Below are 13,454 nucleotides of genomic sequence, written 5' to 3'. Positions count from 1 at the left end.
AGGCATGCACTAGATATGCACTAGATATGCACTAGAAATAGGATAGATAGTTTCGAAGCGAGCCTACACCAAGCCAGCCTAAAAGTGATAAGAGGTTTGCAGTACTGCCCCAATGGCGTCATCTTCACCATAGCTACCACTCATATCAAGCTTAAAAGCCTGACCAATCGCAAACCCAGTTCCAAATGAATAGATATCAACAGTATTATCTTTTAAATCGTGGCGATACCCCATGCGTAACGATAACCAATCTGTGGCTTTAACCTCACCGCCAACTCGCCAATATTGCACTGCATCAAACTCTTTAAAGCGTGTTTGATCAATTAAGTCTATGTCTGTTGTTAAGGTAACTGATGTCCAATCGTATGCTACGCCAGCTGTAATTAAAGGTTCAACCTGATAATGGAACTCACGACCTTGCGCCTCAACGGTTTTAACCGTTTTACTGAAAAGGTTTCGTGCAGATAAACCAATTGTCAGTTCATCCATAGGCTCAAAAGCGACCCCGATATCAAGGTTAAATACGTTCTCATTATTGCGGTACTTATCATCATCAAAATCATCGGCATCGAAATTATTGGCGTTCACTGAATAATGATAAGTATCGATACGTTGAAACTTAGGTGAAATCCCCACTCTTACTGGCATGTTCACAATCGATAACGGAAAACTTAACGCCACACCAAAATCTGTCACCCCACCAGCAAGTACAACACCTTGAGAATCTAAATCAGTAATATCAGCTGGAGGGTTGAGAGGATCTAATGTATTTAAGGTATCGATATCCGACTGTGCTATATCAGCAATACCTACAGCATCGAGATAACTCTTATAAAACACAGCCATTGGCATACGTTCGTTAGGAATAACAATCGCAGCGCCGATCCCAGCTGAAAACTCGGCGCGATTGCCTTTTAATGATTCCAAGTCAATAACTAAGTCATCTCGATAACCTTCAACATCACTGCTATCACCCGAGTTAATTGCCGCCTCTAGCCCATCATAAGAGTCCTGCAAAGAGTCGAATTTATCAATCATGTTATCGCTATCGGCGCCTTCAGCCCCCACAACAGGAAGCAGTAAAGAGAACTGTTGTGCTTTTTTTATCTCAGCAGCACTATAACTTGAATGGGGAGTGAGAATGGAAAGTAAAGCAGGATTAATAAAGCTTGCGCCAATACGATTTGATGCAGCTACACCAGTGCCGCCCATACTGTCACTTCGCGCTTCAAAATAAAGCCCGCTGGCTTGCACATTGCTGGCAAACACAAGTAAACAGAAAGCTAGCGCTAGTCTTTTTTGCATCCATCATTCCCAATTCTTATTGTTTAATAAACATAGTAGAAATCGGCAGATAAATGTTTAAACAATCAAAAATAATGCAAAAATGTTAATCTATTTTGGCATGCTATTCTTAAGTTTTTTCTATAAATCAGGTAGATAACTTTTAAAGTTATCTAAGGTGAATTGAATAAATTTTTTCAATCGCTCAGGTTGAAATTTGTCTTTATGATAGAGCACATAAAACGGTGTATCGGGAATATGCCAATCTTGAAATACTTCGACTAATTGGTGCTGACTTATTTCTTCAGCGCAATACAAATAAGGTAGCCTCACTATGCCATTGCCAGCTAATGCACTGAGTTTCATTGCTCTACCATTTTTACACCTGAAACTTCCTTTTATCGCCACTTCTGCACTTTCGTGAGTATTGGTTTTATGGGCGAAGCGCCAATGGTTTATTGATCCCACAATACAAGTATGTCGATTAAGCAAGGTAGGATGCGCAGGTATCGCATGCTGAGCTAAATAATTCGGAGATGCTAACGTGCAATTTTTAATATCCATTAACTTACGTGCAATAAGCCCAGAATCTGCCAACTCCCCCATTCTAAACACCACGTCAAAATGATCTTCAATCAGATCGACTCGCTGACTGCTGAAATCTAAATCTATGGTGATATCAGGATATAATTGAATAAAGTCATTCACTAATGCAACAACGATTTCTTCGCCTAAAAAGCCCCCCACACAGTTAATATAAATATTCCCCTTGAGACGTTCAGCACTATCCACCGTCATACTGACAGCTTGCTCTATTTGATGTAACGCTTGCTGACATTGCAGTAAAAAACTCTCACCTTGGTCAGTTAAACGTTGAGTGCGTGTCGTTCTGACAATTAAGGTCACCCCTAAAAACGTCTCCAAACTAAGTAATTGCTTAGATATATGGGATCGAGAACAGCCCAAGGCTTCAGCAGCTTGAGTAAAGTTACCCAACTCAGCAATAACAACAAACGCGCGGATATCGACTAAATTTATATCACTATTCAACCCACCCTCCATTAGAGGTCGTATGTAAACAATTATGTTCTTTGTTGATTATATATCACCAATAAGTCTTTCTCTATAATTCTCACAACTTACAAACAGAGGTCAAAATCATGAAACAACTTATCGTAATTACTGGTGCATCTTCAGGTATTGGCGCAGCGATGGCTAAAGCATTTAGCGCAAAAGGCCACCCACTTTTATTACTTGCTCGTCGTGTAGAAAAAATGAAAGCGCTTAAACTTGAAAATAGCTTAAGCATCAGTGCCGATGTGACCGATGCGACAGCAATGAAGGCTGCTATTGCTAGTGCAGAAGCACAATATGGCCCTGTAGGTTGCTTGATTAATAACGCTGGCGTGATGTTATTAGGTCAAGCCGATGTGCACAATCCAGCAGAGTGGAGCCAAATGCTCAACGTTAACGTAATGGGTGTTTTAAATGGTATCCACTGCGTCCTTGCAGATATGAAGGCACGCAAAACAGGCACTATCATTAACGTTAGCTCAGTTGCGGGTCGTAAAACTTTCCCTAATCACGCAGCTTATTGTGCGACTAAATTCGCTGTTCATGCCCTCACTGAAAACATCCGTGAAGAAGTGGCAATGGACGATGTGCGTATGGTGACGATTGCACCAGGCGCAGTTGAAACTGAATTGCTTAGCCATACCACTAGCCAAGACATTAAAGATGGCTACGCAGACTGGAAAGAAGTGATGGGCGGTGTATTAGCTGCTGAACATATTGCAGAAACAGCCGTCTTTGCTTATGAAATGCCACAAAATGTTTGTGTGCGAGAAATTGTGTTAGCACCAACTCGTCAACAGCCATAATAGGCGATTAGCTCATCTACGTTATTTAGATTTAGGCGATACTTCATCATCGCACTCAATATGCACTGTATTTACTGCAGTGCATATTAAACACACCCTAACAATTTACCCCTATGCAACCTTCATCTATCACTTTAGATATAGTCAAATATCAAAATTGTGATCTCAATCTTGTTTCAAAATCACTAAAAAACCACCTTACATAATAGCTACTAGTTAGAAATAACATTAATTACCATAAAAATCAGCAGCTAAAGAAAAACCTCACACATTCATTAGATTTTTTTCAATTATATTTTATTCAATTAGATTTTTATAATTTACTTGATCCTCCTCAACAATATCCTTTATCACAAGTGTTAAATTAAGTAACAAGAAACACCCATTTAGACAAAAACCATTAACAATAAAAATTATTTAAAGTAAGGGACTGATGATGAAAACCATGAATAAGATATTTATATGCGTATCTCTCGCACTCTGTTTAGGAGCTCAGGTTCAAGCTGCTGATGGCGGTAATCCTAAAAAAGGTAAACACCTGTATAAAAAAGAATGCAAAGCCTGTCATAGCATGGGAGATGAAGGCGGTGAGATTACCCCAATGAGTAAAACCATGAGCCAGTGGGATAGATTTTTTAGACGTAATAAGCACAAAGCGAAAGCTGAAGTCTTTGAAGCTTTAAGTGAACAAGACTTATTAGATATTCAGCAATTCTTATATGACCATGCAGCCGATTCAGATCAACCACAAACTTGCGGTTAACTAACCTGGCTCGACTGTAAAACACATTTAAACCACCTAATTAATAAAAATATGGGGAATGCCTCAGGGATTAATGCTACCAAAATTCAGCAATCCCCCTAGGATTCCCAACATCAATCGAAGGCAGAAATATAAATTAACCTGCTGATTCGAAAGGAGAGATGTTATGCGTACTCTTATTTCACTGCTTGTTGCAAACGCGTTGATATTATCAGCGAGTGTTTATGCAAACGATGCTGATATTCAACGAGATAGTCTAAGTAAAACTGATGCTCAAAAAATGGCAGACCTTAAACAACAGCTAGCCGACATTAATGATGAAATTGATGACATCAATGATCGAGTTGATAAAAATGAACGTCATACTGCACTTGATAGAATAGAAATCACTGGCGACTTTAGAACCAAAGTCCATTCACTTCATTATCAGGATGTCACTTGGAATCCTGCCATTAATGTCGATTTTAATGATTTTGGCGCTAAAGCGATGGGCGGCGAATTTGGTATGCCTGACGATGCAAGCTCACCACTAGCCCAAATGATGGCCGCTAACCCTAATCTAGCATCTGCATTTCAAAGCGGTCAGTTACAAGGGGTAATGCCTTATGTATTAGCCCCTAAAACTGCTCAAGATATTGATAATGACCTTTACTACACCACACGTTTGAGACTCAACCTCAAAGCAAAAGTGTGGGATAACGTCAGCTTTGCAGGCCGCCTGAGTATGTTTAAAAACTGGGGCGATTCAACTGGCGTGCAAGTATTTGATTCTTGGCGTTCATTTACCATGGATGGCACCAATAGCGGTAATCCAAGTGGCGACTGGTTACGAGTCGAACGCGCTTATTTTGACTGGAAAAATATTAACGGTTCACCACTTTACTTATCTATTGGACGTCGTCCATCAACTTACGGCCCACCAACCCAATACCGTGAAAATGAAAAACGTGGCGGCACTCCTTCTGGCCATTTAGTTAACTTTAACTTTGATGGCGCAACTATGGGTTATCACCTCAGTGATATTACTGGTGTCGAAGGCCAAGTTGTTCGCTTCTGTTACGGACAAGGCTTTGAATCACAGTGGGGTAACGGCGAAATGTTTGGTGATATCGTCACCAAAGATACTCACCTTGGCGGCTTTAATATCGACGCGATAAACGATGGTAAAAACTTCCTTCAATTTACCTTATTCGGCGCTAAAGATGTCAATGATGGCTTTAAAGGCACCATGGCTTTTCCAACTCAGCTTGCAGGTATATTTGCACCAACTATGTATCAAGACATGCAAAAGTTTGAAAACTTCAACTTTGTCACTCGCGTTCAGCCAAGTGATGTGATTGGCGATATGTTCTTAGGTGGTATTGGTTTTGCCCGCGAAGAAGATAACGACGTTAAATGGTTCTTATCAGGAGGCTGGACCCGAGCTGATGGTAATGGCAACGCAGGTATGTTTGGCGGCATGTTATCTGATGCTGTTTTTGAAGCGCAGCTTAACGCTGATGCCAGTGAAATTATCATGTTGCCTTCAGCTGCTGAAGACAGTGGCGCTAAAGATGGTTACGGAATTTATGTGGGCGTTCAAATCCCAGCGCCTTACGGAAAAGTCGGCCTCGAATATAACTATGGCTCTGAATACTGGACACCTTTCACTCAAGCTCAGGATGACCCGATTGGCAGCAAACTCGCTACTAGAGGCCATGTTGCTGAAGCCTATTATATGTTTGATATTAATCCAAAAATGTTCATTAAACTCGCAGGACTTTATTACGACTTTGAATACACAGGCAGTGGAACACCGGTTGGTAAACCACAAAAAGTCGATGATGTTGTCGCAGGTACAGCTTATTCAATGCTCCCTGTAGTTGATACCGCTTATGACATCAATGCATCGCTTACTGTTAATTTCTAACCTTAATTACTTCCCTCGGTTTTTACCGAGGGCAGGAGTCTTATTATGAAAATACTCATCGCCAGCTTAATGACCGGTGGATTATGTTGCTTTAGTTTATTTGCCAACGCGGCGAATCCACACAAAGAGTTTATTGAAGGCCCTTTTACTCAAGGCAGCGAGGTCACTACTCAGTGTATTGAATGTCATGAAGATCACGCTAAAGATGTCATGAAATCATCTCATTGGACATGGGAGCTTGAACAAGAGTTACCTGAGCGCACCGTGACCCGCGGAAAGAAAAACGCTATTAACAATTTTTGTATCGCAGTATCAGGTAACGAGCCACGATGCACCAGCTGCCATGCCGGTTATGGTTGGAAGGACGACAGTTTTGACTTTACTGATATGACCAAAGTCGACTGTTTAATTTGTCATGACACTACAGGCACTTACGTAAAAGATCCCGCTGGAGCAGGAGAAGTTCTCGCTAAGGTAAATCTAGAACGAGTGGCACAAAATGTAGGGGCGCCAGTGCGAGATAATTGCGGCAGTTGCCATTTCTATGGTGGCGGTGGTGATGGTGTAAAACACGGCGATTTAGACTCTTCAATGTCTTATCCAGACAAAGTCACTGACGTACATATGGACACCGACGGTAATGATTTCCAATGCCAAACCTGCCATACAACCGAGAGTCACCAGATAGCAGGCAATGCCATGGGCGTTTCACCTGGTGGCATGAGTGATATTGGCTGTGAAAACTGCCATGAAGCTGCACCACATACCAATAAACGTCTTAATACCCACAGCAGCAGTATTGCCTGTCAAACCTGCCATATTCCTGAGTTTGCTAAAAATGAACCCACCAAAATGAGCTGGGATTGGTCAACCGCAGGACAAGACATTGAGCAAACTAAAGATCAATATGGCAAACATACTTACATGAAAAAGAAAGGCAGTTTTGTGTGGGCAAAAAATGTGAAACCTCAATATGCTTGGTATAACGGCAAAGCCGATGCTTATATGGCTGGTGATAAGATGGATCCTAACGCCATCACCAAGCTGACTTATCCTTTAGGTGATATTAATGATGCAGCGGCAAAGATATATCCATTTAAGGTTCATACTGGTAAGCAAATTTACGACAGTAAACAAAACATCTTCATTACCGCTAAAGTCTTTGGTAAAGGTGGTTACTGGAAAACATTTGACTGGGATAAAGCCGCTAAACTGGGTATGGAAGCTAATCAAGCCATGCTAGATAAAGGCATTAAATACAGTGGTGAATATGGCTTTGCAGAAACAGAAATGTGGTGGCGCATCAATCATATGGTGGCGCCAACCGAGCAAGCTTTAAACTGTAATGATTGCCACAATAAAGGCACAAGAATGGATTGGAAAGCACTTGGTTACCAAGGCGACCCAATGAAAAATAAAGCAATAAAAAAACATGCGGCAACCCAAGAATAATCAATAATTTTACTTCATAAAAACTGCCCTGTAGAAAACGGGCAGTTTTTTTATGCTCACTTTCAAAGCTGCACGATATTTTGAAAGATGAGTTAACGATTCAAGTAATGAATACCCTTACTAATAAAAGTTCTTCTTTTTACTTCATTAAAATAATGCTATCCCAACCAACCTGACTACCTTTCAATTGGAATACCAAGTCATCTGAACAGAAAATAAACTGTTGAAATTAAGAGCGTTCATCCTTAAGTTAACCATGAACATACTAAAAAATAGTCTACGCTTTAATCTAAGCTTTTTATTAAGTCATTGACTAGCCATGTTAACTAATAGGATGACTGTAGCATGCGAGAGAACTTTCGATTATTTTCAAGAAATAAAGCATTTCCAGAGTTACTGTTGTCTTCGACTTTTATCAATTTATTGTCGTTAGCGCTTCCTTTCACCATGCTACAGATTTACGACCGAATTTTGCCAAATCAAGGTTATGGCACCGCCACTATCTTAGTGTCTGGGGTTGCTATCGCCATATTGCTTGAACTGGTTTTAAGGTATGGCCGAAGTTGGCTGTTAGCCGCTTCTGCTGCAAATTTTGAATTAGAAACCACCACAGATGTGGTCAGCAAGTTAATGAAAGCTGACTACAATCATGTTGAGGCCATGGGTACAGGCCGAATAGCAAATGGGCTTGCTAGTATCGCCAGTATGCGAGAACTCTATTCAGGCCAAGCCATTGTCGCATTGATGGATTTTCCTTTTGTACTGATTTTTTTAGCATTAGTTGCCTATATTGGCGGCCCGTTAGTCTTCATACCGATTGCTGTCTGGCTTGTTGTTGGTGCACTGGTTTTCTATATTGGAAAAAAGTTAGCAACTGCGACTCACGCGTTAGCTTTATCTGATGCAGAACGAACTAGAATGTTGATTTTAGTCCTTTCAGGCTTAACGACTGCTAAAGCACTATCTTTAGAAGATCGTTTATCTGGCATTTATAACAACATCAATCACCAACGGCTTGAGAATCAACAGCAAGTCGATTGGCTTTCGGCCAAGCTTCAAGAAGTCATTCAAGGTGCTGCACAAGGGACCACGCTGATATTAGTGATGTTAGGTTGTCTTGAAGTGCTCAACGGCTCTTTGACAACAGGTGGATTAGCCGCCTGCTCTATATTAGCGGGTCGAGCGGTTGCGCCTTTAAGTGCGATTATTAGCTTACGGTCACGCTTGGTGAGTGCGCAAACGGCAATGTCCCATGTTAATGACTTAACCCAACTTCCGGAGGAGTCTTTTCAAGGAACTAAAATCTATCAACAAAAATTGCCTTTAGGTCCTATCCACTTCGACAATATCAGCAGTAAAAACCTTGGCACAGCTATCACTCATTTCAGCCATCACATTCAAGCGAATAGTTTGGTCACGTTGCAATCAAATCCATTAAGTCATGCAAGCCATCTGTTAAGTATTATCGCAGGGTTTCAACAAGTATCAGCTGGTCAAGTGACGATTGATAATATTGCCATCCACCAACATGATTCTAAAGAGTTCAGACAGTCAATCACTTATGTAGCACCTTGGCCAACATTGTTTGCTGGCAGTTTATTAGAAAACATGACGATGTTTCGAGCCGAATTTGAACCTCAAGCCATGGCTATTGCAGACAGTTTAGGACTCACAAGTAAAATAGCTGAACTACCCAATGGTTATCAAACAATGGTCGGTGATAGTGACTGCCAAATGTTGAATAAGGGCGCAATTAAGCTGATTGCGATTGTGCGAGCAATTGTGCAAAAACCTTCAATTTTATTACTAGATGAACCAATGATATCGCTTGATGCTGATGCACAAGGCCGTTTACTCGCCTTACTGCAACAATTAAAACAACAAATGACAATAGTTGCTGCCTCTCATTTTACCGAGCTTGCAAGTTTAAGTGATGAATGTATTGAAATAAATGGCGTTGCGCACCGCGAGATGGACAAATCTACAACAACGAAAGCGGCACAGGAGGTAAGCTCATGAGCACGACTGAATTGGAGCTAAAACCACTTGTAGTTGACTTATTCCAGCAACTTGGACTGTATACACAAGCCAGTAATATTGCTAACGATCATAATAACACTGATCTGAATACACTCGGGTTATCACGGTTATTGAAAAAGCATCAAATAGGCTTTTCAGTGACAAATAATACGGCAAAAAATCTGCATTTATCGATACACCCTTTCCTTGTTATTCCGCAAAATGAACCAGGGTTTATTGTCAGAAGGCAGGGCCATGTTTTTGAAGCATTAACAGGAAACCAATGGCAATCAATCGACTTAACTCAACTCAATGATACGGCTTATATTTTCTTAATCGAGTCGTTACCAACCACCAGAAAAAATGTGAATGCGTTTGCCGCTCATATGAGTAAAAGAACCAAATGGTACAGACCGGTTTTTTGGCTAAGTTTACTCTCAAGTATCACCGGACTTGCAGTGCCATTTTTTACCATGGCTGTATACGATCGCGTAATAGGAGGCCAAAGCCCTGCTATTTTGCCTAGCATTGCATTGGGTGGTTTATTAGCGGTCGGAATATTGATTAGCACTCGACTTGCTCGCGCACAAATCTTATCAACAACCAGTAATCGTTTTTCTAGAGATCTCTCTGAAATCACTTTTTATCGCTTATTACATATGCCTTTAATGGTGTTATCTAGGGTAGGAATCTCAAATCATATCGCTCGAATGCGCAATGCGGAAAAAGTTCGCATGTTATTATCTGGCCCTGGCGGTGGGGGGCTTGTTGATTTGCCTTTTACCCTCATAGCCTTGTTCGCCATCATGTTTTTAAGCGGTTGGTTAGTCCTCGTGCCAATTGGTATGTTGATGCTTTATTACCTCGTGATGCAAGTACTCAATAAATATGTCCAAGCTGCTTCACCCACAATCAGCGGTGAATATCAAAATGCGATGAGTGAGTTATCAAAAAACTTACTTCAATTAAAAGCTGCTGGTGATACCGAAGCTTGGCAAACCAAGTTTATTCGTCAAAGCCGTGAAAACAGTCGCCAAAATTTTCTCTATGCAAAGCGTAATGGTCTTAACGCTGCTGTTGCACATTCCCTCAGTTTATTTACTGCACTCATTACTGTTTTTACCGGTATTTTTTTAGTCTTAGATCAAACGATATCGCCAGGAGCACTCATTGCTTGTGTGATGATGATATGGCGAATTACAGGCCCAGCTCAGTTAGCTTTCTCATCGAAACAAAAATTCACCATGATGGATATTGCGGTCAAACAATTTGATCGTTTCATGCAAGCTAGCACCGAACAATCAGAATTAAGGCTAGACACGCCAGATAATACCAAAGCGCCATCATTAGCTTTCCAACACCTTACATTACGCTACAAAGCTGAGGGAGAGGCTGCATTGTCTGGCGTGACATTTGATGTAGAACCTGGCGAATTAGTGGCAATTATCGGTCCAAATGCTTGTGGTAAATCGACACTTTTACTGAGCGCATTAGGCGTATTAGAAGCTCAAGCTGGCTTTGTCACATTGAATGGTAAAAACCTTAAGCAGTATGACACTGAAATCTTTCGTCATTGGGCTGCATATAGTCCATCGCAGCCGGATATTTTCCCTGGTACATTAGCTGAAAATATCAGAATAGCAAAACCCAAAGCCAGCGATAAAGAAATTATTGATGCACTGATAAAAGCGGGAGGTGAGAGCTTCTTTAACAGCATTAATAATGACCTTAGCGTCGACTTACTAGGTGAGAATAATGCCATGCTATCAGCAATAGAGGGCAGCTATATCAACTTAGCACGCGCCATAATAAAGCAATCACCATTAATGTTATTAGATGAACCACTGCCCCACCGAAACCCACTTTCAAAAGCAACGTTGATAGAGACATTATTAAACCTTAAAGGTAAATCCACCGTACTGTTTACGAGTCACGATCAAGAGTTAATCCAACACGCTGACAAGGTCATTGTTCTAGATAAAGGTGCTGTGGTTTATGCAGGCCCAATACCAGACAAGGCTACTGAAGCATCAAAAAAATCAGATACAACTGAATCCCCTTCGACCGTCGCCATGCAGGAGTCTCCAACCAATGGATAATCGTCAACTAGCTAACCGAGTATGGCCAGAACACGAATTTGCTGAAGCAATAGAAGCGCCCGCAGAGCGTAAAATCATTCGTAATATTATTTTAATTATTACAGGTTCAATATTAATCATGCTGATATGGTCAATTTTTACCAGCGTGGAAGAAATTTCTAAATCGAAAGGTCAAGTGGTGCCTCTGGGCCACCGCCAAGTTATTCAAAGTCGTTCAGGAGGAACGATTGCATCCGTTGTTGTTGAGGAAGGTGACGTTGTTAAAAAGGGAGATATTCTAGCGAGTTTTGTGTCTATCGATAGTCTATCCGCTGAAGAAGAACTCACCAGCAAACGGGCTAACCTCATTATGAGAATAGAACGCTACGATGCCTTTACCGAACAAAGAGAAGCTAACTTTAGCGAATTTGCAGTTGAGTACCCTCAACTCCTCAGGCTGCATAAATCATCATTGCAACGTATGAATGAAGAACGCTTTGCAATGGAGCAACTGTCTGAATCTGATATTGATAAAACTCAAGCGGAACTTGAAGGTCTAAAAGCTGAGATACCTCCGTTAAGCGATCAGATACAAACCGCAGAACAAACCCTAAATATGATGTTATCTGTCACAGCAGAGCAAGCGGTATCTAAACTTCGCATTTTAGAGTCGCAACAGAAACTGGATTCTTATATCCGTGAACTGAAATCGATGGAAAGTAAGCAACAGGTTCTATCAAAAAACTTAGTTAATTTAGAACGACAACTTAAGCAAAAACAAGCCTCGTTATTTAAAGAGGTTGGTGAAAAGCGTACCGATACTCAAGCTGAATTGTTAGGTGTTATTGCTAGGCTTAAATCTTCTGATTCTTTGGTGTCTCAAAACACAGTAACAGCGCCTGTTGACGGAATTATTCAATCCATCCCGACTAGTTCTACTGGCAGTGTAATTCAACCAGGTGGGACTGTCGCCGTCATTGTTCCAATGACTAAGACAGGCCTAATGGAAATTAAACTCTCACCTCGTGACATTGGCTTTGTTCATGTTGGTCAAAATGCTCGAATAAAAATTGATGCCTTTGATTACAGCCGCTATGGCGCACTCGATGGCATTGTTAAGCGCATATCTCCTAGTACAGACTCCGACGAGAAAGGCGGCGTATTTTATAAAGTACAACTATCAATTGATAAACCTTACTTCCTCGACAACCCTGGACAATACGAACTGATCCCTGGCATGACAGGTGAAGCAGACATTGTTACAGGCGAAAAAAGTGTTTTCCAATACTTATGGAAACCGGTTTTTACCAACATTAATGAAGCATTTGGCGAAAGGTAGGAGTCCAACATGACAAAGGATAATAAGGGTCATCAATCTTCGGGCTCCGACCAAATACATTCTGATAATGAAATTCAAAAAGAGAATGATAAAACCGTTGACGTGAATGCTGCAGAGCAGAAAAAACGGGATAACAAAGCGAAACAAGCAGTAAAAAAAATTGATACGCAAGCGCAGAAACTAAAAGCCAAAGAATTGAGAGATACGGCACCGGTTAAAGGAGCTTTGAATCAAGATTTAGTGGCAGACAAAACGTCGCATAGTTTATCCGCCCATCAAACTCAACCTTCAACAAGCGAAAAGATAGCCTCAAAAGCTGATAATACTACTCCCACAGCACCAAGTGAACGCATTAGCAATCTTGAACAACAAGTCACATTAAATGCAGCATCTGAAACCGCTGAAAATAATTCTGACTCAACGGTGAAAACCCAACAAGCGCTAGTTAAAGAGACCGGTTCAACTGAAACAACAGGCATAGACCACTCAGGTCAGTTTCGAGGTGGGCATACCGCGACACAGGATATAAGTCAGTTTAAAACTGCGAAAATTTCACTTGCTGAACATTCGGAAAATCAGCATTTTAGCATCGACTTAAGCAGTCAACGTATTCACAACCCAGCCTTTGTCCCTCCCCAAGAGCCAAAACCACTCATTCCAGATGAATTAACTGGCACTGGCACTGGCACTGGCACTGGCACTGGCACTGGCACTGGCACTGGCACTGGCA

At 41.2% G+C, this 13,454-nt stretch carries 10 protein-coding genes; 8 read left to right on the top strand and 2 right to left on the bottom strand.

Annotation, left to right across the window (positions count from 1 at the left end; genetic code table 11):
• Positions 1–78: 78 nt before the first annotated feature.
• Entirely contained in the window at positions 79–1,305 is a 1,227-nt protein-coding gene (locus LMH66_RS16205) for a conjugal transfer protein TraF (protein ID WP_229371259.1), read from the bottom strand.
• A gap of 120 nt (positions 1,306–1,425) precedes the next feature.
• Positions 1,426–2,334, bottom strand: coding sequence for a LysR family transcriptional regulator (locus LMH66_RS16200; RefSeq protein ID WP_229371257.1), 909 nt, complete (start codon positions 2,332–2,334; stop codon positions 1,426–1,428).
• Between the two features lie 110 nt (positions 2,335–2,444).
• Between LMH66_RS16200 and LMH66_RS16195 the strand changes: the two genes are divergently transcribed.
• From LMH66_RS16195 to LMH66_RS16160, 8 genes are all read left to right on the top strand, one after another.
• Entirely contained in the window at positions 2,445–3,164 is a 720-nt protein-coding gene (locus LMH66_RS16195) for an SDR family oxidoreductase (protein ID WP_229371255.1), read from the top strand.
• Between the two features lie 433 nt (positions 3,165–3,597).
• On the top strand, positions 3,598–3,927 hold the full coding sequence (locus tag LMH66_RS16190) for a c-type cytochrome (protein ID WP_102528766.1): 330 nt from the start codon (positions 3,598–3,600) through the stop codon (positions 3,925–3,927).
• 166 nt (positions 3,928–4,093) lie between these two features.
• Positions 4,094–5,836 (top strand): DUF3373 domain-containing protein, encoded by a 1,743-nt coding sequence (locus LMH66_RS16185; protein WP_229371253.1) that lies wholly within the window; start codon positions 4,094–4,096, stop codon positions 5,834–5,836.
• Between the two features lie 45 nt (positions 5,837–5,881).
• Positions 5,882–7,288, top strand: coding sequence for a tetrathionate reductase family octaheme c-type cytochrome (locus LMH66_RS16180; protein WP_420709433.1), 1,407 nt, complete (start codon positions 5,882–5,884; stop codon positions 7,286–7,288).
• Positions 7,289–7,633: 345 nt separating this feature from the next.
• Complete coding sequence (locus tag LMH66_RS16175; RefSeq protein ID WP_229371251.1) at positions 7,634–9,307, top strand: ABC transporter transmembrane domain-containing protein; 1,674 nt, start codon at positions 7,634–7,636, stop codon at positions 9,305–9,307.
• Positions 9,304–11,406: a peptidase domain-containing ABC transporter gene (locus LMH66_RS16170; RefSeq protein ID WP_229371249.1), complete on the top strand. Its 2,103-nt coding sequence runs from the start codon at positions 9,304–9,306 to the stop codon at positions 11,404–11,406. The genes LMH66_RS16175 and LMH66_RS16170 overlap by 4 nt, the downstream gene beginning before the upstream one ends.
• Complete coding sequence (locus LMH66_RS16165) at positions 11,399–12,724, top strand: HlyD family type I secretion periplasmic adaptor subunit (protein WP_229371247.1); 1,326 nt, start codon at positions 11,399–11,401, stop codon at positions 12,722–12,724. The genes LMH66_RS16170 and LMH66_RS16165 overlap by 8 nt, the downstream gene beginning before the upstream one ends.
• A 9-nt stretch (positions 12,725–12,733) precedes the next feature.
• Positions 12,734–13,454: hypothetical protein (locus LMH66_RS16160; protein ID WP_229371245.1), on the top strand; the 721-nt coding region annotated here is incomplete at its 3' end.

Origin of the sequence: Shewanella sp. 10N.7 (assembly GCF_020806285.1) — a bacterium.
Lineage (GTDB): Bacteria > Pseudomonadota > Gammaproteobacteria > Enterobacterales > Shewanellaceae > Shewanella > Shewanella electrodiphila.
This window is presented reverse-complemented; position numbering and strand designations above follow the sequence as displayed.